Here is a 22884-nt window from a genome sequence, read left to right as displayed (position 1 = left end):
CTCATGGGGTGGCTGAAGAGTGGCATGGCGATGCCGTTCTGTCTATTCTAGAACGGTCGTTACAAAACACATCGAATGCCGACGGCCCGGGAGGCCCCATGATCGATTTCTATTTCCATCCCACCCCGAACCCCGCCAAGGTCGCCCTGATGCTGGAGGAGACCGGCCTGCCATACCGGCTCAAGCCGGTGGATACTCGCAAGGGCGAGCAGCATGAGCCGGCCTTCCATGCCATCAATCCCAACGACAAGGTGCCGGCCATCGTCGATCATGACGGGCCGGATGGCGCCCCGGCCCGGCTGTTCGATTCCAGCGCCATCATGTTGTACCTGGGTGAGAAGAGCGGCCAGTTCCTGGGCCGCCCCGGGGATCGCCCGGAGCTGCTGTCCTGGTTGTTCTTCATCGCGTCCGGGCTGGGCCCGTTCTCCGGCCAGGCGGTGCACTTTCAGCACGCGGCGCCGGAGCGACTGGAGTACGCGGTGAACCGCTACCGGCGCGAAGTGCAGCGGCATTACCAGGTTCTGGAGGAACGCCTGGAAGGGCGCGAGTACCTGCTCGGTGACCAGTACTCGATTCTTGATATGTCCGCCTGGGGCTGGCTGGAACGGGCACCGAGAGTGCTGCCCGGCGACGACGATCCGCTGGCCGCCTGGCCGCGTCTGCACGCGCTTTACCAGCGCGTGGACGCGCGTCCAGCGGCGGCCCGGGCCAAGGCTCTGGACACCCGCCACGATTTCAAAACGGAGATGGACGAGCAGGCTCTGCGTGCTTTGTTTCCGTCCAACTACCCGGCGACCTGAAGGCAGGACGCGGTCGGGTTAGCGGTCGAGCGTGGCGAGCAGATCGGCGCTGTTCGCGAAGGCACCAAAAATACCGCCTTCGCGTTCCAGTCCCCGGAAAACCGCCTCGTGCAGCTCCGGCCGGGCGGCACCGCAGACGTCTTCCAGCACCAGGCAGTCGAAGCCCCGGTCATTGGCTTCGCGCAGGGTGGAGGACACGCACACGTCGGTGGTCACGCCGGTGAGAATCAGATGGCGGATGCCGGCGCGCCGCAGCAGTTGCTCCAGATCGGTGGCGTAGAAGGCGCCGTTGCCGCACTTGTCCACCACCGGTTCGCCGGCCACCGGCCGCAGGGTGTCGACGATTTCCCAGCCGGGTTCACCGCGTACCAGCAGCCGCCCCAGCGGGCCTTCGCTGCCGATGGCGGCGCCGGCCCGTTGCGCGCGCCGCTGCTTGGTGTCGTTCAGGTCGGTGAGATCCGGGCGGTGCCCCTCGCGGGTATGGATCACCAGCAGCCCCGCCTGACGGGCGGCGGCGAGCAGCCGGCGCGCCGGCTCCAGCACCCGGCGGCCATGGGTGATGTCCTCGCCGAGCCGGGCGAAATAGCCGCGCGGGTCGAGGAAATCCCGTTGCAGGTCGATCATCAGCAAGGCGGTGTCCGAGGTGTCCCAGCGGCCCGCCAGGGGCCAGGCATAGGGCCGCGAGGTGGGCAGGGGGGCGAAGCCGCTCATTGCGCCTCCAGCCAGGTGGTCGGGAAGCGCAGTTTGACGTTGTCGGGATTGCCGATCACGGTGCCGCGTCCGGTTTCGATGCCGACGAAGCCGGCATCCGGCACGCCGTCGCCGAGCAGGCCGTGGTCGAAGGCGAACCCGGTGATCTTTTTCTGCGTCCCGGCGAACTCTTCGCCACGAACCAGCTCGCGGCCCTGCTGCGCGGACAGAAAATCGATGGTGCTTAGTTGATTGCGGGCGCCGTCCTTGTCGGTGTTCAGGGTGGCGGCGGTGAAGCCCATGAAATCCCCGTGCCGTGGATGGTCGGCTTGCAGCAGGGCGGCGGCTTCAAACCAGGCGCCGGCGATGGCGCGGCCCAGGTCCGGATTGTCGGCGAGGGCGTCGGAGCGGGCGATCATCACGTCCAGCAGTTCGCCGTGGATGTCCGAGGAATCGAACACCAGGCTGGTATCCGGATACTGGGCGAGGATTTCGCTGAGCTGTGGTTTCCAGGTGGCCACCGCTTGGGTGTCGGCGGCTTCGAAGACACTGGAGATGTCCGCGTCGGAGGTGTTCACCACGGTCACGTCCTTTTCCTCAAGCCCGACGCTGTCCAGGGCCCGTACCAGCATGTAGTGGGAGCCGGACAGTTCCACCAGATTGATCGGCAGCCCTTCCAGATCGGCGACGGTCTTGCCCTTGCCCCGGACGACGATGCCGTCACTGCCGTTGGACGTGCTCAGCGGCATGATCACGGTGGTGTCCACGCCGCTGGCGGCGGGGATGGTGAGGGCGTCCAGGGACATGGCGATGACCGCGTCGAACTGGCCCAGGGAGAACTGGGTGATCGCTTCGATGTAGTCGTTCATCTGCACGGCTTCCAGATCGAAGCCATAGCGGTCTCCCCACTTCTTGAGGATGCCGGTTTCGTCGGCGTAGGCCAGGGGCATGGAGCCGGCGTACAGGGTCCAGGCCACGGTGTAACGTTCGCGGGCCTGGGCCGGTTGCAGCACGGTCAGGGCGAGCAGGGCGGCGGCGAGGCACAATCTCGAAGTGCGTGAAAACAACATGACATTTCCTTGCGTCGGTCAATGTGTTTCCAGCTTATGGGTGCGTCGCCGGGCCTAACATGACGGATCGCGCACGTTTACGTGCGCGCCGGCGGCTCACCGGCCAGCAGTCGACCGGTGAAGTCCTTGATGATCGGGCGCTCCAGGCTGTCCGGATGGGTGGCCAGTTGCAGTGTCGTGTCGCGCTGGTAGCGGCGCGGGTCGAGACATACCAGCTCGCCGTCGGCGACCCAGCGCCGGGCGTAGTGGCCGGGCAGGAATCCCACGTAGGCGCCGGACAGAATCAACGCCGCCACCGCTTCCAGGCTGGCGGTGAAGGTGATGCCTTCCCGGTCCGCCTGGTTCAGCAGCGCCAGCTCCTGCTCGCGCAGGAACCGGCGCGAGACGATGCGCGAGCAGGCAAGGGCAATGTCGGGGCGGTCGACGTCGACCGCCGCCGGGTGGTCCGGCGCGGCGTAAAGGTAGTCGGTTTCCCGGTACAGCGGCTGGTAATGCAGATGCTCGTTGGGGCTTTCGAAGATGCCGATGGCCAGGTCGAGCCGTTTGTCCTGGAGTTGCCGTTCCATTTCTTCCGGCGCCAGCACTTCCAGATTCAGCTTCACCCGGTCCCGGTCCGGCGCCTGGAAGCGTCTCAGGGCGGGCAGGAGCGGGCAGGCCGGGTCGGTGATGATATTGTCGATGATGCCCAGTTTCAGGCGGCCAGTGGCGACACTTTGCAGGCTCTCCACGGTTTGCTCGAAGCCGCGCAGGGAGGTGAACAGCCGCTGCGCCTGACGGTGAACGGTGGCGCCTTCCGGTGTCAGCCGGAACCCCTGCCGACCGCGTTCGCACAGCCGTACGTTGAGACGTTGTTCGAGTTGCGACAGCGCCCGGCTGATGGTCGAGGAGTCCTTGTTGAGAATCGCCTGGGCGTTGGCGACCCCGTTCGCCTCGACCACGGCGAAGAACACCCGCAACAGATTCAGATCGGAACCGGCCAGGTTCATGATGTGCTCCAGGCCGCCGGGGGCGGTGCGTTCAAGGCCACCACCTGACCATTCAGGTCGGTGATCTGACGCGCCATGTCGGTCAACAATCCCAGGATCATGGACGGGTTGGAGCGGATCAGTGACCGGAACTGATCCGCCGGAACCTTTACCGCCGCGCAACGGCTGCGCGCGCGCACGGTGGCGCCGCGCGGCGCGCCGGTGAGCATGGCGATGGCGCCAAGCACTTCGCCGGCGCCCACGCGGCCCACCACCACGTTGTCCACCAGCACCTCCGCCTGCCCTTCGAACAGATTGAAAACGCCGTCCGCCGGCTCGCCCTGGTGAATGATGTCGTCACCGGGGTGGAAGTAGGCGAAGTGTGAGCGGGCGTGGGCATCCTCGGGGATTTGTGCGGCCAGCAGCCGCAGGAACAGGGCCTGGCGGGTGATCAGTAGCTCGCTCCAACGGCGCGCCCGTGCCGGCTCGGCGAGCAGTTCGTCGAGCACCGCCGGGTAGTCGTAGCCGGCCAGCAGCACCGCGCTGTCGCTCTGATGGACCAGAGCGTTTTCCGGGTCCGGCAGGATCACGTCGCCTTCGTCCCACAGCAACAGGCGGCGGTCCCGGTAGCGGGCCAGCAGCGTGCCGCCACGCACCACGTAGAGCCGGTCCGGGCGCCAGCCCTGGTCTCGCGCATCGCGACCGGCGGCCAGGGGCAGGGTGGTGGCGGTGGTGCGCAGGCCCTGCATCAACTCATGGCCTAGCTGTTTGTACTGACGGGCCAAGCCGGTGAGTCCGTCAGTGGGTTCACCCAGGGGAATCATGGCGTACTGCCTTCTACTGCGTCGTAGCGTGAACAGACCCTAAGCAGACATTGTGCCACCTTGATGAATCCGCAACAGTATGCATTGAAATGAGAATGATTTCTGTTTAGATTGATGGGCTGCCGGCATCCGCCGGCTTTTTCAGACCGGTGTTCGCAACGCCGGTGTTTGCAAAGAGGGGCGCGCATGGATCGGGTGGTAACGTGAAATACGCCGATAGCAAGCTCAATGCCTATCTGGATCACCGGGCCGCCCTGGTGGATTATGTCACCTCCATCACTGGCTGCCGGGCCCGCGCCGAGGACGTGGTTCAGGATGCCTTCCTGCGTTTCGTGCCCGATGTTGGCGGGGTTGCCACGCCAAGCACCTCCGGTATCGCCTACCTGTATCGTATCGTGCGCAACCTGGCCATCGACCTGACGCGCCGTTCGGCCATGGAGAGCCGCCACCAGAACGAGGAAACCGTGGAGTGGCTCAAACCCCGGGCGGAAAGCAGCCCGGAGCAGACGCTGCTGCAGCATGACCGGATCGAGAGACTGGTCGCGGTGCTCGACGAGCTGCCCGAGCGCGAACGGGTCGCCATCGAAATGCACCGGGTCGGTGGCTATACTTTGTCGGAAATCGCGCGGCGGCTGGACGTGTCCACGGCCACCGCGCACCGCCTGGTTCGCAACGCGGTGGTGCACGTCGCCGCGTCCCTGGAGTAGGGTGAGGAGCCCGAGCCCGGTTTCGCGCCGCGAAGCCCAGCCTGTCCGGATCTGAGATGGAAACTTCCGAAAAGCGCACCTCCGCCCGTGAAGACGGGATGCCGCCGCGGCCCGATGCCGCGCTGTTGCGCCGTGCCACGGACTGGATGCTGCGTCTCGAGGCGGACCCCGACAACCGCGCCCTGCGCCGCGAGCTGGATGCCTGGCTGGACGCCGATGACGAGCACCGCGGCGCCTGGCGGCGGGTGCGTGGCGCCTGGGAGCTGATCGGCGAGGCACCGTCGGAACCGGACCTGTGGCCCGCCGACCCGTCGCCGCCCGTCGCCGCCCGCCGTTACCCGCCCATGGCGCGCCTGGTCGGCTCCGCGCTGGCCGCCTGCCTGCTGCTGGCGGTGCTGCCTGCCGCCTGGCGGTACTGGCAGGCGGATTACCGCACGCCGGTGGGGGACACCCTGGCGCTGACGCTGAGCGACGGCAGCCAGGTGGTGCTGGGCGCGGACAGTGCCCTGGCGACGGATTTCAGTGACGACCGCCGCCGGGTGCGCCTGCTGGAGGGCGAAGCCTTCTTCGAGGTGGCCGCCGACCGGCGCCCCTTCCTGGTCCAGGCCGGGGATATGCAGGCCAGGGATATCGGCACCGCCTTCAATGTGCGCGCCGACGACCAGGGCTACGCGGTGGCGGTCAGCGACGGCGAGGTGGCGGTGCGTTACCGGGAGGACGAGCACCGCCTGCTGGCCGGCGACCAACTGGCCCTGACCCGTGACGGCGCGGCCCGCCGCTACCGGTTGCCACCGGACCGGGTCGCCACCTGGCGCCAGGGGCGTCTGTTCGTCCAGGACCGGACCCTGGCGGATCTGGCCGCCACCCTGGAGCGTTACGCCCCCGGCTACATCCTGATCGCCGACGGCGACCTGGCCGCCCGCCGTGTCACCGGCAGCTATGACCTCACCGACATCGATGCCGCCTTGGGCGCCATGGTTCAGCCCCACGGTGGCCGGGTTTTGCGCATTACGCCCCTGTTGCGCATCGTTCTGTAATCGCGATCATCCTCTGCCCCTGAAAAAACGCCCCGCCTCGTTCGTTGTTCCGGTACTCGCCGCGAAATGCGTCGTATTCAGGATACGCGATCCGGAGACACGGAAGCATGACACCAATCTTTTTTTCCACCGGGCGCGGACCGGAGTCCGCGCTCGCCTTGCTATTGGCTTTTCTGTTGTTACTGGCGCCGCAAATCCGCGCCGATGACGGCGACGTCGGCCAGGCCCGGTTCGACATCCCGGCCCAGCCCCTGCCCGCCGCCCTGGACAGCTTTTCCCGCCAGTCCGGCTATCAGGTCTCCGCCGACGCGGCCGATCTGAGCGGCCAGCGGTCCCATCCGGTACGCGGTGATCTGCCGGTGTCTTCGGCCCTTGACCTGTTGCTGGCCGGCACCGGCCTGAGCTGGTATTTCGGCGCCGGCCGCACGGTGGTGGTGCGCGGCCCGGTGGCCCTGGGCGACGCCCAGATGCTGCCGGCGGTGAAGGTGCAGGGCGATGCCCCCCGCCAGGCTGCCGCCGCGGATCGCCCCTACGCCACCGCCGGTTCTTCCGCCTACATTGGCAAGAAGGACATCGAGCGCTTCCGGGGCCTTTCCGTGGGCGATATGTTCAAGGGCACCACCGGCGTGCTGGTGGCGGAGAACCGCAACAGCGGCGGGCTCAACATCAACATTCGCGGCATGCAGGGCCAGGGCCGGGTGCCGGTGCTGGTGGATGGCGCCCGCCAGGAAACCACCGTCTACCGGGGCTATGCCGGCGTCACCAGCCGCAGCTACATAGACCCGGACCTGATTGGCGGCGTGGAAATCGACAAGGGGCCGACCATGGGTGCCAGCGGCACCGGCGCCATCGGTGGTCTGGTGAGCATGCACACCCTGAACGCCGACGACATCGCCAAGCCCGGCAACGACTGGGGGCTGCGCCTGCGCGGCAGCCTGGTGGGCAACAATAGCGGTTCACCGGCGCCCATCGGTACCCAGGCGGGCTATAACGTGGGTGGCCTGGGCACGCCTGCCCATTACCGCACCAACTGCCAGGCCGGCAGCACCCTGTGCGACGGCATCTACGATCTGAACAACGCCTACCCGCCGGACGGCTCCATGGACCGCCCCGGCTTGCTGGACTTCGACGGCCATGCCGGCAGCCTGGCGGTGACCCGGCGCCTAGCCGGTGCCGACCTGGTGGCCGCCTATGCCCAGCGCCGCCAGGGCAACTACTTCGCCGGTGAGCACGGCCCCACGCCGACCCTGGATTTGTCCGACCGCATCGACCGGGGCTTCTATACCGAGATCCGCCCGGAGGTGGACGGCGCCTCGCGGGTTCGTGGTGGCGAGGAGGTGGTGAATACCCACTTTGAAAGTGAGTCCGTGCTGCTCAAGACGCGACTTTACCCCAGCGATGAACACACCCTGGATCTCAGCTACCTGCGTTACGACAGCGAATATGGAGAGCTGATGCCCTCGGAGCTGCTGTGGCTGGGCCGTATCAAGCAGACCCGGGCCTCCCAGGTCACCGCCAACACCTACACCGCGCGCTACCAGTGGCAGCCGTTCGATAATGACTGGCTGGATCTGGACACCCACCTCTGGCACACCGATACCGAAAGCCGCAACAACAGCTACTCCGACGAAATGCTGGAACTGCTCAACGGGCGGCCCGGGACGGAGATCTATCAGCGCTGGGGCGGCGACGTGAGCAACACCACCTCGATAGCGAGCCTGGGCGACCTGCAGTTCCGCTACGGGCTCGCCTGGCAGCGCGAGGACGTGGAACCCAAGCGGGATGAGGACGGCAACGGCTTCGGCCTGCGCGACGGAGAGCGCGAGGAAACCAGCGGCTTCCTGGCCATGAAGTGGACCTTCGTGCCCACCCTCACCCTGGACGCCGGCATCCGCTACACCCGCTACGACTCCGGCGACCGCCGGCCCACCGAGGTCAATGACCCGGACAGCGACTTCTGCGTGGACGGTGACGGCGACGGGGAATGCGACCCGCTGTACAACGATTTCAGCGGTTCCGGCTCGGCCCCCATGGCCAGCCTGTTGTGGGAGCCGCTGCGCGGGCTGCAGTTCTTCGCCAAGTATTCCGAGGCCTTGCGCATGCCGAGCCTGTTCGAGACCACCACCGGCTTTTCCGTGGCGGCGGTGCCTGGCCAGCGCATCAAGCCGGAGCGCGCCAAGAACAAGGAGGTGGGCATGAACATCCTCAAGGACGACCTGTTCGCCGGCGGCGACGCGCTGCGTTTCAAACTGGCGTACTTCGAGAACCGCACCGAGGACTACATCACCCGTACCATCCCCAACACCTGGGACGACACCAGCATCGGGCAAAATGGCGCCCTGTTCCGCATCCAGAACCTGGAAAGCGTGGAATTCCACGGCTTGGAGATGTCGCTGGAATACGATCTGGGCTGGGTCTACACCGAACTTGGCGGCACCCGCTACAACGACATCGAGCTGTGCCATGAAGGCAGCTACCGCCGCCAGCGCTGCACCGACTACGGGGTGGCGAGCAGCTACATCAACAACATGATTCCACCCAAATGGCAGGCCAACGCCACCCTCGGCTTCCGCCTGTTCGACCGTACTCTGGAAGTGGGCGCGCGCAACACCTGGATGGGCGCCCGCAACCGGGTGCCGGAATACAACGACCAAACCGCCGGTCGCTTCGCGCGCCCGATTCCCTGGCACAAATATTCGATCCTGGATGCGTTCGTGACCTGGACGCCCAACGACACCCTGTCCGTGGATTTCAACGTGGACAATGTCACCGACGAGTATTACCTGGACGCCCTGAGCCTGGGCATGGTGCCGGCGCCGGGCCGCACCGCCCGGCTCGGTGTCACCGTGAGTTACTGAGGAAGAATTCCACTGGCACCACGAACTCCAGCCGTTGCCCGGCCAGTTCCTTGGGCGGGCGCGGCAGCGGTTCGATGCGGTGGATCAGCGCCAGGGTTTCCCTGTCCAGCAGTTCGTAGCCGGAACCACGGGTGATGCTGGCGGCCAGTACCCGGCCTTCCATGTTGGTCTCGAAACGAAGATAGCTGACACCTTCCTGGCGTAATCGCTGCGCCCGTGAAGGATAGCGCTTGGCCTCGGCGAGTCGGCGCAGCAGGGCGTCGCGCCAGCTTGGCACCTGGTTGAGATCGGCCATCGGGCGCTGCATGCCCTGGCGGGGCGCCGCCGCCTGCTCCGATTGCCGGGCGGCATCCGGCGGCGCGCTGGCGGTTGAGGCCATGGCGTCCCGGGATGCTTTTTCAGGGGAGGGCGGTTGTGCCGCTTGTTCGGTCGGTTGCGGCTCCGATTCGGGCTGAGGTTTTTCTTGCTCCGGCTGAGGCTCCGGTTCGGGCAGCGCCACCTCCGGTTCGGCATGGACCGGAGGCTCCGGGGCAGGGGTAGGGGGCGTGACCGGTTCCGGCGGGGCCGGTTCGGGCTCCGGTTCCGGTCGCGGTTCCGGGGGCGCCGCCCGGGATGCCTGGTTGGCCTGGCTTTCAGGGCCCGGTGGCAGTTCCGTGGGAGTGGCCGGGGAGCTGGCCAGCGGCGCCAGTTCCACCACCATGGCCGCCGGCGGGGCGCTGTCCATCGCCGGCGGCGGCGCCCGCCACAGCCACCAGCCCAGCGGCGCCGTGTACACCAGTGTTACCAGCAGCGCGGAACTCAGCCAGCGGCGGGTATCCGCGTCCAGGCCGCGCTGCCCCAGGCCGGCGCCCAGCATCAGGCTGGGCGGCAGGTCCAGAGGGGCCACTGGCTTGAGCGCCGGCCCCGGCCGGCTCAGGTCATTCATCGCCGGCGCTCCCGCCCGGGCCTTCCCGGGCCACCAGGGCCACCTTCAGATAGCCGGCTTCGCGCAGGCGATCCAGGGTGCCCATCAGGGTTTGGTAATCCACCCGGCTGTCCGCGCGCAGGAAAATTCTCGGGTCTTCGCGGCCACCGCTGGCCGCCGCCAGCGCCGCCGCCAGGCCACCGTCGGCCACCGGGGTCTCGCCCAGGGTCAGGGTGTGGTCCTCGGCCAGGGTCAGATAGAGCGGATCGTCCGGTCGCTCCTCCGGGGGGGCGCTGGCCGCCGGCAGGTCCACCTTGATGTCCACCGTGGCCAGCGGCGCCGCCACCATGAAAATGATCAGCAACACCAGCATCACGTCGATGAACGGCGTGACGTTGATCTCGTGGTTTTCCGCCAGTTCGTCGTCCTGGTCGATGCGCATGCCCATGGCTCAGCCCCCGGCCACCGCCGCCAGGCCACGACGCTGGCGGCTCAGATCCCGGGACACCAGTCGTAGCACCGCCGCCGTGGTGTCGCCCACCAAGGCACGGTATGCCTGGATGCGGCGAGCGAAGTGGTTGTAGATCACCACCGCCGGAATCGCCGCCACCAGCCCCAGGGCCGTGGCCAGCAGCGCCTCGGCGATGCCCGGCGCCACCACCGCCAGATTGGTGGTGTTGGCCTGGGAGATGCCGATGAAGCTGTTCATGATCCCCCACACGGTACCGAACAGGCCCACGAACGGCGCCGTGGCGCCGATGGTGGCCAGCACCCCGGTGCCCCGGCTGGCGCGGCGGCCACTGGCCGCCGCCAGCCGCTCCAGGCTGGCCGCCACTCTTTCCTTGAGGCCTTCTCGGTCGTCCAGGGCGCCGCTGGACAGACGCCACTCCTCCCGCGCCGCTGCCACGAAGGCGCCGTCCGCGCGCGGCTCGATCTCCGCCGCCTCCAGGCTCGGCGCCCCGGCCAGCGCCTCCAGCGCGCGCTTCTGGCGGCGGGTCAGCAGCGCCAGCTCCCGGCTCTTGGCCACCAGCACGATCCAGGTAATCAGCGAGGCCATCAGCAGGCCGATCATCACTGCCTTCACCACCCAGTCCGCCTGCCGGAACATGCCCAGCGGCGTCAGATCATGGGGCAGGGTGTCGGCGCCGGTCCTGGCTGGAGGCGCCGTTGCCTGGGCGTTCTCCGCCGGCGCCGGGGCGGCGGTCGGCTCGCCAGCGTCGCCGCCGGCTGCGTCATTGGCGGTCGTCACGGTCGTCGGTTCGTCGCTCGTCGGGGCCGGCTGGGCGCCGGCGGGCGCCCCGATCAGCAAAAACAGAAAAGCGAACAGCGCGACACCGCGCCGCGCCAGACTTCGTTGCAACATGCGTTCTTCCCAAGGTGATGCATCCACCCTAATAACGAAGGCCGCGCCGGGATTTTTCAGCGCCGGGCCACGGCCCTGAAAAATACCCGCCTCTCGATCGTTATAGGGCTGTAAATGAGAATCACCCTCAATCGGGTGCGACGCTTTCTTTGGGAGACCCCCCTTATGGCCCTGCTGATCAGACCGATATCCCTGTTTTGCTTATTGTTGGTGCTCGCCGCCTGTGGCGGCGGCGGTGGTGGCGGAGGCGGCGGCGACGCCGTGGACCGCCCCCAGGCCCGCGCCAGCGCCGACACCACCGAGGTGAACGCCGCCGAAGGCACCGTGCACCTGGATGGCGGCGAGAGCACCTCGCCCAACGGCGACATCACCACCTGGCAATGGCGCTTCCTGAGCCGCCCGGAGGGCAGCGAAGCCGCCCTGGACGGTGCCGACACCGCCCAGGCCAGCTTCACCCCGGACCTGCCCGGCACCTACGTGATCCAACTGGTGGTCAACGACGGCACCGCCGACAGCGGTGATGGCTCGTCCAGCCGCGTCACCGTCACCGCCCTCAACCCCAACCCGCTGGCGGTGGTACCCAACGAAATCAACTGGATCCTGGGCACCGTGCAACTGGACGGCTCGCGCAGCCTGCCGCCGGACGGCGGTGACGCCGGCCAGCTGGTTTATGACTGGACCCTGACGCAAAAGCCGGATGGGAGCGCGGCGGAACTGGACGATGGCAGCCAGATCTATCCGCGCTTCACCGCCGATGAAGTCGGCGTCTACCAAGCCCGGTTGGTGGTGCGCTATGGCGATAAGGTGAGTCAGCCGGACACCGTGAACATCAATATCGTGGAGGCCAACGCCATTCCGGTGGCGCGCATCGACGCGCCCAGCGATGTCACCCGAGGCGACACGGTAACCCTGGATGGCAGCGGCAGCGAGGACGCCGATGGCGACAGCCTTCAGTACCGCTGGCGCTTTATCCAGAACCGGCCACGGGGTTCCAGTGCCGAACTCAGCAGCACCGACGGCGCGGAGACCACCTTCGTGGCGGATTCCGCCTATGGCACCGGCCGTTACAACGTGGAGTTGTGCGTGTTCGACGGCACTTCGCGCAACTGCACCGACACCCGTATCGAGGCGGCCCCGGCCACCGGGGGCGACAACACCGCGCCGGTGGCGGAGATCAACCCGGGCAACGGCGATACCTTCGAAGCGGAACGCGGCGCGGAGGTCACCGTGAGCAGCGGTGCCTACGACGTGGACGGCGACGCCCTCACCCATGAGTGGGAATTCACCGATTACCCGAGCGGCTTCGACCCGGAAAGCGCCAATGGCCTGGAACCGAGCAGCTACTGTTCCGCTACCTATTGCCCGGCCACGTTCACCCCCACGGTGGATGGCGACTACACCGTGCAACTGACGGTTTCCGACGGGCAAGCCAGCGACACCACCACGGAAACCTTCACCGCCCGCCTGGGCGCTAACCGGGAACCCTCCGCCCGGGCGGCCATCGCCGGCGGCACGCCCACCACCCTGGTGGGGAACCCGGTGACGCTGGACGGAGAAGACAGTTCCGATCCGGATGACAACCGTCTGAGCTATCAATGGACCATTATCCAGCGCCCCGACGACAGTCAGGCGCAACTGCAACGTCCCAACACCGCCTTACCGACCCTGACCCCGGATCGGGCCGGGGCCTATGTGGTATCCCTGGTGGTCACCGATGAACATGGGGCCACCAGCAACTATGTACCGGGTAACAGCCTGTACGAAGTCACGGTGCTTGCCAAAACCGAAAACAACGCGCCCATCACCCGGATATACAAAGCCACCGCGGGCATTGCCGACTATGAGAATCGCGCCAACCCGGGGCCGCAACATCCACACTACGATGCGGCGCAACCCTTCGTCATCACGAACCAGTGGCTTGAGGGTGACCGAAACGAGTTCCGGGCCGACCGATTCAAACTGGAAGCGGACAGCACCGATCCGGACGGCGATACGCTCAGTCACCTCTGGACCCTGGTCAGCGCGCCGGCGGGCAATCGGATGCAGGTAAACGGGTCCTCCGGTATGGATGGCGTCTTTGGCGATAATACTTGTGTGGAAGCCTGGACGCCGGTGAGCGAGGAGACCTGGCAGGCCTTCAGGGAACGTATTGAGGCGTACACGGAATGGCCCTGTTCAAAGCCCGCCTTGTCGCCCACCGAGCCGGGCGTCTATGTCTTCGAGTATCAGGTCTACGATGGCAGTGAGTTCGCCGGACCGTTCACGGCCACGGTACATGCCGTGGAGCGGGCGAATTACCCGACGTTGCTGATGGAAGTCCCTTCAAAAAATCTAGCGGCGGAGCCGTCCAGTGTTGATGTGCAGACGTTTTTCCCGCTTACCATAGGCAATGGGTTTGTTATTTCGCACGTCTACCCCTGGAAAGGCCCGGAAATCGAAGTGCAACGTTTCCGGCTCACCGCCTTCGGCGGTGACTACACGCTGATGAACGTGGAAACCGGGTCCGAGAACATGAATTACAGTTCCTTGTTACTGGATACGGCCACCGGTGAAACCGTGGGTAATGGCTATCTCATCGCCGAGGGGGAAACCGTGGAGCTTGTCTATAAAGTGGAGATTACGGGGGAGACGCCACCTTCCAGCGTTAGTGAAGCCATTCAGATGCTGCAACGTTTGCGGTCCGCCGATATCCGGGGCAGCTTCAGTGTGCAGGAGAGGCCGGGCTGGACGGTAACAATCGAAGGTTCTTAAGCCTTTCTCCTTTTTCCCGTCCAACATGAACCGGCCCCTTGGGGCCGGTTTTTTGTGATGGTTTTCCAAAAATTACCGCGCGTAATGAAAAAAGTCGTCTTCGCTCTCGTTACTTTTATGAGAATGCGAATCCTTCGCATCTCTGGTTTTTCATCAACAATGCATCAAGGAGTAGAGCAATGAAAGAGATGACCTTTAAAGCGGCACTGGCCGTGGCGGCGCTGTCCGCCGCTTCACTGACCCAGGCGGCCGTGGTCGGCGGGGAGAGCGATAACACCTATGTTGAGGCCGGTACGTCCACGGTGGATGCCGGGCCGCACACTTCGGGCCTGGCGGGCATCGGCGTGGAAACCAACTCCATGGACATCGACGACAAGGTGGACTTCCAGTTCCTCTCCGTCTTTTCCCCCTCCGATATCGACGGGGTGCATACCCTGAGCTCGCCGATTGACGTGGACGATCCCGATCACAGCGGCATGGGCGTGTTTAGCTTCGCCCAGGCGGGCAGCGAGGACGTCTGGTTCGGCGAGTGGTCTGAAGCCGGTGGTCCGAATTTCGAGCACCGCGCCGTTTACTACGTGGGTGAGAAGGGCAATGTGGACGCCACCATGCCGACTTCCGGTAGCGTGGACTATACCGTGGCCGGTATTAACCAACACTCTACCGGTGGAGCACTCAGTGGCACCCTGACCGCAAACTTCGGGAAAGGAGAGCTGGATGGTGATATCAGCAATAGCGCGCTGAGCATCAATATCGACGCGGATATTACCGGCTCCTCCTTTTCCGGTGACGCTACGGCAACCGATCTCTCTACCTTGAATGACTACAGCGGCGTAAGCGTGGGTGAATTCTACGGCAGCAACGCTGCTGCTCTGGCCGGCATGGCCACCTTCAGCGGCAACAGCGACTACGACACCGCCTTCGGCGGTGCCCGTTAAGTTTTCGTTTTTTCGCTGATCAGGCCGGTTTTGGAAAGGACGCCGACCGGCCTTCCCGCCGCAAGGACACCACTTCCCCATGCTTCTTTTTCGATACCCATCCGGATACGGAGAGCGTGGCGTTCTTGGCCTCGCTCTTATGCTTTTTATGTTCTCGGTTCCCGCTTCCCGGGCTGCTGATCAGGATACAGAACTTCGATTGAATCAGGGCCTGGAGCGCTCCGCCCAGGAGCGCGAGCAGGACCTGTTGGAGGAGGAACGCGCCAAGGACGAACCGTTGCCCGATCTGATCATCAACGGCCAGACCTATCAGGTGCGGAACAACCGGGACGACCTGGGCCGGGGGCTTTATGTAGCGCTGCGCAACCGGAACTGGGCGGCGGCGGCCCGCTTTCTGGAGGCGTATCGCGCTCTTGCTAACCCGGACCCCCTGTTGGTGCATTACGCCCAGGGTAAACTGGCTCGTTTGCGCGGTGAACTGGAAACCGCCGAGGCGGAGTTCCGCGCCTTGCTGACTTTGAAACCGGCCTTTTTGCCGGGGCGCCTGGAGCTGGCGCGGGTGCTGTTCGAGAATCACGAGAACCGGGAAGCGCGACGACGGTTCCGCGATATTCGGGACGGCCTGCCTGAGGGGGATCCCCGCGCGGACGGTGTGCGAGCCACGGTCACGGCGTTTCTGGAAGCCATTGATGAACGTGGTAGCTGGCAGGGCCGGCTGGCGGCGGGCCCCAGCTACAGCGACAACGTCAATCTCAGTTCCGAGAGCGCGGTCTGCCTGCTGATGTTCAGCAATGGCGCCTGTTTTATCAGCCGCTCCGTGCCGGAAGCGATCAAAACCGAGGGGCTGGATTTCGAAGCGGCGCTGGAAAAGACCTTCTTTCTACCGGGCCACCATGGCCTGTTCCTGCGCACGCTGGCCTATGGTGATCGCTATCGGGATCACAGCATCTATAACCAGGGTACCTACAGCGCCAGCGCCGGCTATCGATTCCGGGACATGAATGATTTGTACAGCCTGGCGCCGCTGTTCGAGCATGCCCGTTATGGCAACGACGGCCTCTATGACGCTTGGGGTGCCCGGGCGGAATGGATGCATTATTTTTCGCCGCGTACCGCCTTCAAGCTCGAGGGCAACCACAAGCGCATGCGTTATCTTCGTGATCAATACAGTCGTTTCGATGGCGACCTGAGCTCCGTGTACACCACGGTCTGGCACCGCCTCGGCGCGGACTGGACGCTATTTGGCGGCCTGGATGGCTCGGACCGTGACACCGAGGAAGACATCAGCTCCTATCAGCAGTACGGGGTGAGGTTGGGGCTTTCCAAACCTTTGTTGGACGGCGTGGAGATGACGCTGTTCGCTTCCCTGCGTGAAAAGCGTTACGACGCTTACAGTGCCTTGCTGGAGGCGAGGCGCGAGGATCGTGAGCAGCATTATATGGCGATCCTCCGAATCCCGCGTCTGTCGGTGGCCGGCCTGGTGCCGAGCCTGAATCTGGAGCACACCCGGGTGCGCAGCAACGTGGACTGGCTGTACAGCTACGAGGAAAACGCCGCCAGTCTGAAATTCGAGTGGCGTTTCTAGCGGGTACTCCAGCGCTTACATGCGGCCGGTCTGTTCGTAGCGTTCGTGCCAGCTCAGTGCTTCGCTCAGCAGGTGGGGGGTGTGCAGGCCACGGCCGCTGGCGCTGGCGCGTTCGAAGTAGTCGAGCAGGCGCGGGCGGAAGTCCGGGTGGGCGCAGTGCTCGATGATGCGGCGCGCCCGTTCCCGGGGCGGCAGGCCGCGCAGGTCGGCCAGGCCCTGTTCGGTGACCACGATCTGCACGTCGTGTTCGGTGTGGTCCACGTGGGAGACCATCGGCACGATGGTGGAGATGGCGCCGTCCTTGGCGGTGGACGGCGTCATGAACACGGACAGGTAGCCGTTGCGGGCGAAGTCCCCGGAGCCGCCGATGCCGTTCATGATGCGCGTGCCCATCACATGGGTGGAGTTGACGTTGCCGTAGAGGTCCGCCTCGATCATGCCGTTCATGGCGATCACGCCGAGCCGGCGGATCACTTCCGGGTGGTTGCTGATTTCCTGGGGGCGCAGGACGATGCGGTCGCGGTAGAAGTCGATGTGTTCGGCGAGGTCGCGGTTGGCGTCCGGGCTCAGGGAAAAGGCGGTGGCGGAAGCCGAAGCCAGCTTGCCGCTTTTGAGCAGTGAGAGCATGCCGTCCTGGAGCACCTCGGTGTAGGCGGTGAGGTTCTCGAAGGGGCCGTCGGCCAGGCCGGCGAGCACCGCGTTGGCGATGTTGCCGACGCCGGATTGCAGTGGCAGAAGGTTCGCCGGCAGGCGGCCGGCGTCCACTTCGCGGCTGAAGAATTCCAGCAGGTGGCCGGCGATGCGGCGCGATGCCTCATCCGGTTCGCTGAAGCGGGAGTTGCGGTCCGGGGCGTTGGTTTCCACCACGGCGATGATCTTTTCTGGCGGGCAATGCAGGTAGCGTTCGCCGATGCGTTGCTGCGGGCCGGTGAGTGGAATCGGCTGGCGGTGCGGGGGCAGGGCGGTGCCGTAGTAGACGTCGTGCATGCCGTCCAGGCCGGCGCTCTGGCCGTGGTTCACTTCCAGGATTACCCGGTCGGCCAGGTCGATCCAGGTCTTGTTGTTGCCGATGGACGAGGAGGGAATCAACGCCCCCTGTTCGGTGATGCCGGCCACCTCGATCACCGCCACGTCCAGTTTGCCGAAGAAACCGGCCCAGGCGTAGGGGGCTACGTGGGACAGATGAATGTCGATGTATTCCATCCGCCCTTCGTTGATCTTTTGCCGGCAGACCGGGTCGCTCTGGTAGGGCAGTCGCAGCTCAATGCCGTCCACCTCGGCCAGGGCGCCGTCCAGTTCCGGCGCGGTGGAGGCACCGGTCCAGATGCTGATGCGGTCGGCTTCGCCATGGTCGTGGTGCGCGCGCATCCGCGCCGCCAGGGCCTGGGGAACCGCCTTGGGATAGCCGGCGCCGGTAAAGCCGCTCATGCCCACGTTGGCCCCGGCGGGAATCAGCGCCGCCGCCGCGTCGGCGTCCATGATGCGTTGGCGCAGTCGGGGGCAAAGAATACGTTGGGCGCTCATGGCGACGACTCCGGGCGGGAATAAGATACAAAAAGCCGGGGGGAGTCTACCACACGGGAAACGGATCCGGGGTCGGCTCAGGGGAAGGGCGGTTCTGTCTGGCGATCACGCCAGCGCTGATATTCCTCCCGGGTCACGCCCAGGCCGGCCAGCCAGCGCCGCACCGAGCGCTCCGCGAAGCCCTCGGGCAAGCATTGCAGGATTTCGGGGAGGCTGGCGGACGTGCCCAGTTGCTGGAGGGCCGCCAAAACGTGCCGCTGACGCTGGTAGGGAGACATGAGAGTTGGCCGTTTTATGGCCGTATTGACAAGATACGGCCAAATAGCCGGGTTGACGGTCAATAATCCCGTTGCCGATTGCGGAAATATCAGGCGCCGGTTTCTTGAAATTGGCGGCCATGGCTGCCCCTGGTTCTTGCCGCGGAGCAGCTCGCGCAGGGTAACGGTGCCGGTTTGGCGGGATGCTCTGGCGCCATGGCGTCACAAGGATGCTTCCACCGGGCAGCGATACTTTTCTGACCAGTTGGAGAGATGAAATAAAGGCGCGCCGGTGGAGCGTGTCGAAGCCCGTTGCAGCGAGGCCGTGGCTCGCTCTATATCGACTCGACCCGAAGAGACCCGGGCGCCGCCGTCCGCCCTGCGGCCGTGGTGACGCATAAAAGCGAGCAGGCCAGGGCATAAGCAATGGCGAATTTCATTGTTGATACGCTCCTCTCCGTTCCGCCGGTTCATCCCGATGGATACAGATGGTCTCTTGGCGCTTCCATATGTTTGCGTAGCCGGGTGAAGTTCCATGTCAGGGGGCCTGATTCAGTAATTCCGTTGACGATTCTTGAAATCAGGCGCCCGTTTCTTGAAGTTGGCGGCCATGGCTTCGCCCTGGTTCTTGCCGCGCAGCAGCTTGAACTGCAGCCGGGATTCCTCGTGGAAGGCCTGGTCCTCGGACTGGTTCCAGGTGCGCTGGAACAGGGCCTTGGTGGCGCTCACCGCGTCCGGGGAGCGTTCCAGCAGGGCGCGGGCCAGGGCCTGGCTTTCGGCGCGCGGGTCGTCGGCGACCCGGGTCACCAGGTTGAGTTGCTTGGCTTCGGTGGCGTCGAAACGGCGGCCGGTCATGGCCAGTTCCTTGGCCACGTCCAGGGGCACCAGCTCGCGCAGGGTGACGGTGCCGGTCATGTCCGGGATCAGACCCCATTTGATTTCCATCACCGACAGTTCGCAGTCCGGCGTGGCGACGCGGAAGTCCGCGGCCAGGGCCAGTTGCAGGCCGCCGCCATAGCAGTAGCCATGCAGCTCGGCGATCACCGGCACCGGCAGTTCCCGCCAGGCCCAGCAGGCTTTCTGGAACAGGTTGGTTTTCCTGACGCCGAATTTGGTGAACGCCAGCAGCATTTTCAGCGGCGTCTTGGTGACGGTGGCGAAATCCAGGCCGGCGCAGAACGCCTTGCCCGCGCCACGCAGGATCACCACCCGCACGTCCCGGTTCTTGCGGATGGCGCGGGCGGTGTTCACCAACGCCTCCAGGGTTTGCAGGTCCAGGCCGTTGTATTTGTCCGGCCGGTTCAGGGTGACGGTGGCGATGTGGTCCTCGACCGTGAGCGTGACGCGGGCCATGTTCATGGGGCGAGCTTCTGCTGGAGCAGCTGATTCACCTGCTGCGGGTTGGCCTTGCCCTGGGTGGCTTTCATCACCTGGCCGACGAAGTAGCCGATTTTCTTTTTGCGTTTGGCGTCGTCGGCGCTGCGGTAGTCCTCCACCTGGGCGGGGCTGTCGGCGATTACCTGATCGACGATCTTCTCCAGCTCACCGGTGTCGCTCATTTGCTTGAGGCCCTTGGCCTCGATGATGGCGTCCGGGTCGCCTTCGCCGTTCCAGCAGGCCTCGAACACCTGCTTGGCGATCTTGGAGCTGATGGTGCCGTCCTTGAGACGCAGGATCAGCTGGCCTAGCTGTTCGGCGCTGACCGGGCTGTCGGCAATGTCCTTGTCCTCGCTGTTGAGCCTGGCGGCCAGCTCGCCCATCACCCAGTTGGCGGCGAGCTTGGCGTCGCCGCCGTGTTGCGCCGCCGCTTCGAAGTAGCGCGCCGTGGCGATGGAGCCGGACAGCAGGCCGGCGTCGTAATCGGACAGCTGGTACTGCTCCACGTAGCGGGCCTGGCGGGCGTCCGGCAGTTCCGGCAACTCGGCGCGAAGGGTGTCGATCTCTTCCTCGCTGACCAGCACCGGCAACAGGTCCGGGCAGGGGAAGTAGCGGTAGTCGTTGGCGTCTTCCTTGGTGCGCATGGAACGCGCGGTATTGGTTTCACCGTTATAGAGCCGGGTTTCCTGAACGATTTTGCCGCCGTCCTCGAGCACGTCGATCTGGCGTTCCACTTCCAGCTTGATGGCTTTTTCCATGAAGCGGAAGGAGTTCAGGTTCTTGGTTTCGGTGCGGGTGCCCAGCGGCTCGCCCGGGCGGCGCACGGAAATGTTCACGTCGAAACGCATGTTGCCTTGGGACATGTCGCCGTCGCACACGCCCAGGGAGGTGACGATGGCGTGCAGCTTGCGGGCAAAGGCCACCGCTTCCTCGGCGTTGCCCATGTCCGGTTCGGAGACGATCTCGATGAGTGGCGTGCCGGCCCGGTTCAGGTCGATGCCGGTCTGGCCATGGAAGTCCTCGTGCAGCGATTTGCCGGCGTCTTCTTCCAGGTGCGCGTGGTGGATGCGCACGGTTTTTTCGCGGCCGTCCTCAAGCTGGATGACCACTTCGCCGGCGCCGACGATGGGCTCCGCCAACTGCGTGGTCTGATAGCCCTTGGGCAGATCCGGATAAAAATAATTTTTCCGCTCGAACACCGAGCGGCGGCCGATGTCCGCGTTGATCGCCAGGCCGAAGCGTACCGCGTTGCGGATCGCTTCCTTGTTGACCACCGGCAGGGTGCCGGGCATGCCCAGATCAATCAGGCTGGCGTGGCTGTTGGGAGCGTCGCCGGTGGCGGTGCTGGCGCCGGAAAAGATTTTCGAGCGGGTGGCCAGCTGCACATGCACCTCCAGCCCGATCACCACTTCCCAGCCATTGTGCAAAGAGGAACTCATTGAAACGCTCCCGGGATCCGTTGGTGCCAGTCGGTGGCCATCTGGTAGCGGTGCGCCACGTTCAGGATGCGGCCTTCCTGGAAGTAGTTGCCGATCACCTGGGTGCCGGCGGGCAGCCCGTCGACAAAGCCGCTGGGCATGGACAGCGCCGGCAGGCCGGCCAGGTTCACGGCGATGGTGAACACGTCCGCCATGTACATGTTGACCGGGTCGTCGGCCTTGGCGCCCAGTTTGAAGGCGGTTTCCGGGCTGGTGGGACCCATCAGCACATCCACTTCCTTGAAGGCACGGGCGAAGTCGTCGCGGATCAGCCGGCGCACTTGCTGGGCGCGCTTGTAGTAGGCGTCGTAGTAGCCGGCGGACAGCGCATAGGTGCCCACCAGGATGCGGCGCTTCACTTCCGCGCCGAAGCCTTCGGAGCGAGAGCGCTTGTACAGGTCCTCCAGATCCTTCGGGGCCTCGCAGCGATAGCCGAAGCGCACGCCGTCGAAACGGGACAGGTTGGAGCTGGCTTCCGCCGGGGCGATCACGTAGTAGGCCGGTACCGACAGTTTGATGCTGGGCAGTGACACCTTGACCAGTTTGGCACCCTGTTTTTCCAGTTCGCGCATGGCGTCGCGGGCATTGTCGGCGATCGCGCCGTCCAGGTTGTCCGGGAAGAATTCCTCCGGCACGCCGATGCGCAGGCCGTCCAGGTTTTGCTCCAGGGCGCCCAGGTAATCGTCCACCGGTTCGTTTAGGCAGGTGGAGTCCTTATCGTCATGGCCGGCCATGGCCTGCAACATCAGCGCGCAGTCGGCGGCGCTGAGGCCCAGCGGGCCGGCCTGATCCAGGCTGGAAGCGAAGGCGATCATGCCCCAGCGGGATACGCGACCATAGGTGGGCTTGAGGCCGGTGACGCCATTCAGCGCCGCCGGCTGGCGGATCGAGCCGCCGGTGTCGGTGCCGGTGGCGCCGGGGGCCAGCCGCGCCGCCAGGCAGGCCGCGGCGCCGCCGGAGGAGCCGCCGGGTACCCGTTCGGTGTCCCAGGGGTTGCGCACCGGGCCGTAGAAGCTGGTTTCGTTGGAGGAGCCCATGGCGAACTCGTCCATATTGGTCTTACCCAGCATGATGGCGCCTTCCCGGGCCATGTTGTCCACCACGGTGGCGGTATAGGGCGCGATGAAGTTGTCCAGCATCCGCGAGCCGCAGCTGGTGCGTACGCCCTCGGTGCAGAAAATATCCTTGTGGGCGATGGGCAGGCCGGTGAGCAGGCGCTGGTCGCCGGCGGCGATGGCCTGGTCGGCGGCGTCCGCCTGGGCCAGAGCCTGCTCGCCGGTGACGGTGACGAAGCTGTTCAGCTCGCCGTCGCGGGCCTGGATACGGCCCAGGAAGTGCTCGGTCAGCTCACGGGCGGAAAAATCCTTCGCCTGCAAGCCGGCTCTCAATTCGGTCAGTGTCTTGTCATGCATTGGATTACTCGATCACCCGGGGTACCAGGAAACAGCCTTCCTCGCTGGCGGGGGCGATGGGCAGGACCTTGTCGCGCACGTCCGGTTCGGTGACCCGGTCGTCGCGCAGGGGCTGGCTCACTTCCAGCGGGTGGGCCAGGGGTTCGACATCGCTCACGTCCGCCTGCTGGAGCTGGTCGACCATGCCGAGAATCTCGTTGAGGCGCTCGGAAAGCGCCTCGCTCTCGCCGTCGTCCACCTGCAAACGGGCCAGATGGGCCACGCGCGCGACCACCTGGGAGTCAATGGCCATGGGGTTCTCCACGAATTCGGGGGAAAGGCGGGAAAATACCACATCAAGGGGG

20 protein-coding genes are annotated in these 22884 nt (G+C 65.5%); 7 read left to right on the top strand and 13 right to left on the bottom strand.

Annotation, left to right across the window (positions count from 1 at the left end):
* The first annotated feature begins 98 nt into the window (after positions 1-98).
* The gene (locus ACLD02_RS13330) at positions 99-800 is read left to right on the top strand and encodes a glutathione S-transferase family protein (protein ID WP_203105307.1); all 702 of its coding nucleotides are present in this window, start codon (positions 99-101) and stop codon (positions 798-800) included.
* Between the two features lie 18 nt (positions 801-818).
* On the opposite strand, the gene ACLD02_RS13325 is transcribed toward ACLD02_RS13330, so the two are convergent.
* The 4 genes from ACLD02_RS13325 to ACLD02_RS13310 all read right to left on the bottom strand — a co-directional run bounded on the left by ACLD02_RS13325 (position 819) and on the right by ACLD02_RS13310 (position 4349).
* Positions 819-1511: a cysteine hydrolase family protein gene (locus ACLD02_RS13325; protein ID WP_410298906.1), complete on the bottom strand. Its 693-nt coding sequence runs from the start codon at positions 1509-1511 to the stop codon at positions 819-821.
* Positions 1508-2560, bottom strand: a complete 1053-nt coding sequence (locus ACLD02_RS13320; RefSeq protein ID WP_410298905.1) for a putative urea ABC transporter substrate-binding protein — start codon at positions 2558-2560, stop codon at positions 1508-1510. The genes ACLD02_RS13325 and ACLD02_RS13320 overlap by 4 nt, the downstream gene beginning before the upstream one ends.
* 77 nt (positions 2561-2637) lie before the next feature.
* Positions 2638-3546 (bottom strand): LysR family transcriptional regulator, encoded by a 909-nt coding sequence (locus ACLD02_RS13315; RefSeq protein ID WP_410298904.1) that lies wholly within the window; start codon positions 3544-3546, stop codon positions 2638-2640.
* Positions 3543-4349 (bottom strand): cyclic nucleotide-binding domain-containing protein, encoded by an 807-nt coding sequence (locus ACLD02_RS13310; protein ID WP_410298903.1) that lies wholly within the window; start codon positions 4347-4349, stop codon positions 3543-3545. Before ACLD02_RS13310 ends, ACLD02_RS13315 begins: the two co-directional genes overlap by 4 nt.
* 203 nt (positions 4350-4552) lie before the next feature.
* On the opposite strand from ACLD02_RS13310, the gene ACLD02_RS13305 reads away from it, so the two are divergent.
* The 3 genes from ACLD02_RS13305 to ACLD02_RS13295 all read left to right on the top strand — a co-directional run bounded on the left by ACLD02_RS13305 (position 4553) and on the right by ACLD02_RS13295 (position 8951).
* Positions 4553-5056 carry a sigma-70 family RNA polymerase sigma factor gene (locus ACLD02_RS13305; RefSeq protein WP_410298902.1) on the top strand — a complete coding sequence of 168 codons (504 nt, stop codon included), beginning with the start codon at positions 4553-4555 and terminating at the stop codon, positions 5054-5056.
* A gap of 56 nt (positions 5057-5112) precedes the next feature.
* On the top strand, positions 5113-6093 hold the full coding sequence (locus tag ACLD02_RS13300) for a FecR family protein (RefSeq protein ID WP_410298901.1): 981 nt from the start codon (positions 5113-5115) through the stop codon (positions 6091-6093).
* 107 nt (positions 6094-6200) lie between these two features.
* Positions 6201-8951, top strand: coding sequence for a TonB-dependent receptor domain-containing protein (locus ACLD02_RS13295; protein WP_410298900.1), 2751 nt, complete (start codon positions 6201-6203; stop codon positions 8949-8951).
* Here ACLD02_RS13295 and ACLD02_RS13290 read toward each other — a convergent pair.
* Genes ACLD02_RS13290 through exbB form a run of 3 tightly spaced genes read right to left on the bottom strand, consistent with a single transcriptional unit; the run spans position 8935 to position 11218 of the window.
* On the bottom strand, positions 8935-9876 hold the full coding sequence (locus ACLD02_RS13290; RefSeq protein ID WP_410298899.1) for an energy transducer TonB: 942 nt from the start codon (positions 9874-9876) through the stop codon (positions 8935-8937). The genes ACLD02_RS13295 and ACLD02_RS13290 overlap by 17 nt on opposite strands.
* Entirely contained in the window at positions 9869-10303 is a 435-nt protein-coding gene (gene exbD / locus ACLD02_RS13285) for a TonB system transport protein ExbD (RefSeq protein ID WP_203105299.1), read from the bottom strand. Before exbD ends, ACLD02_RS13290 begins: the two co-directional genes overlap by 8 nt.
* A 3-nt stretch (positions 10304-10306) precedes the next feature.
* Complete coding sequence (gene exbB / locus ACLD02_RS13280; RefSeq protein ID WP_410298898.1) at positions 10307-11218, bottom strand: tonB-system energizer ExbB; 912 nt, start codon at positions 11216-11218, stop codon at positions 10307-10309.
* Between the two features lie 165 nt (positions 11219-11383).
* On the opposite strand from exbB, the gene ACLD02_RS13275 reads away from it, so the two are divergent.
* The 3 genes from ACLD02_RS13275 (at position 11384) to ACLD02_RS13265 (ending at position 16492) form a co-directional block, all read left to right on the top strand.
* Complete coding sequence (locus ACLD02_RS13275; protein WP_410298897.1) at positions 11384-13969, top strand: PKD domain-containing protein; 2586 nt, start codon at positions 11384-11386, stop codon at positions 13967-13969.
* A gap of 179 nt (positions 13970-14148) precedes the next feature.
* Positions 14149-14907, top strand: coding sequence for a Slam-dependent surface lipoprotein (locus ACLD02_RS13270; RefSeq protein ID WP_410298896.1), 759 nt, complete (start codon positions 14149-14151; stop codon positions 14905-14907).
* Positions 14908-15106: 199 nt separating this feature from the next.
* Positions 15107-16492, top strand: coding sequence for a surface lipoprotein assembly modifier (locus ACLD02_RS13265; protein WP_410298895.1), 1386 nt, complete (start codon positions 15107-15109; stop codon positions 16490-16492).
* Between the two features lie 15 nt (positions 16493-16507).
* Here ACLD02_RS13265 and ACLD02_RS13260 read toward each other — a convergent pair whose 3' ends face one another.
* The 6 genes from ACLD02_RS13260 to gatC form a co-directional block, all read right to left on the bottom strand.
* Positions 16508-18016: an acetyl-CoA hydrolase/transferase family protein gene (locus ACLD02_RS13260; protein ID WP_161383334.1), complete on the bottom strand. Its 1509-nt coding sequence runs from the start codon at positions 18014-18016 to the stop codon at positions 16508-16510.
* A 77-nt stretch (positions 18017-18093) separates the two neighbouring features.
* Positions 18094-18294 carry a hypothetical protein gene (locus ACLD02_RS13255; protein ID WP_410298894.1) on the bottom strand — a complete coding sequence of 67 codons (201 nt, stop codon included), beginning with the start codon at positions 18292-18294 and terminating at the stop codon, positions 18094-18096.
* 531 nt (positions 18295-18825) lie between these two features.
* Positions 18826-19632: a crotonase/enoyl-CoA hydratase family protein gene (locus ACLD02_RS13250; RefSeq protein ID WP_410298893.1), complete on the bottom strand. Its 807-nt coding sequence runs from the start codon at positions 19630-19632 to the stop codon at positions 18826-18828.
* A complete protein-coding gene (gene gatB / locus ACLD02_RS13245; RefSeq protein ID WP_203105289.1) occupies positions 19629-21089 on the bottom strand; it encodes an Asp-tRNA(Asn)/Glu-tRNA(Gln) amidotransferase subunit GatB in 1461 nt (486 codons plus the stop codon). The genes ACLD02_RS13250 and gatB overlap by 4 nt, the downstream gene beginning before the upstream one ends.
* The gene (gene gatA, locus ACLD02_RS13240; RefSeq protein ID WP_203105288.1) at positions 21086-22540 is read right to left on the bottom strand and encodes an Asp-tRNA(Asn)/Glu-tRNA(Gln) amidotransferase subunit GatA; all 1455 of its coding nucleotides are present in this window, start codon (positions 22538-22540) and stop codon (positions 21086-21088) included. The genes gatB and gatA overlap by 4 nt, the downstream gene beginning before the upstream one ends.
* Positions 22541-22544: 4 nt before the next feature.
* On the bottom strand, positions 22545-22832 hold the full coding sequence (gene gatC / locus ACLD02_RS13235; protein ID WP_203105287.1) for an Asp-tRNA(Asn)/Glu-tRNA(Gln) amidotransferase subunit GatC: 288 nt from the start codon (positions 22830-22832) through the stop codon (positions 22545-22547).
* Positions 22833-22884 lie beyond the last annotated feature (52 nt).

Origin of the sequence: Alloalcanivorax sp. C16-2 (genome assembly GCF_046507615.1) — a bacterium.
Classification (GTDB): Bacteria; Pseudomonadota; Gammaproteobacteria; order Pseudomonadales; family Alcanivoracaceae; genus Alloalcanivorax; species Alloalcanivorax marinus_A.
The sequence above is the reverse complement of the archived record's forward strand: the minus strand, read 5'-3'. Positions and strand labels throughout refer to the sequence as shown.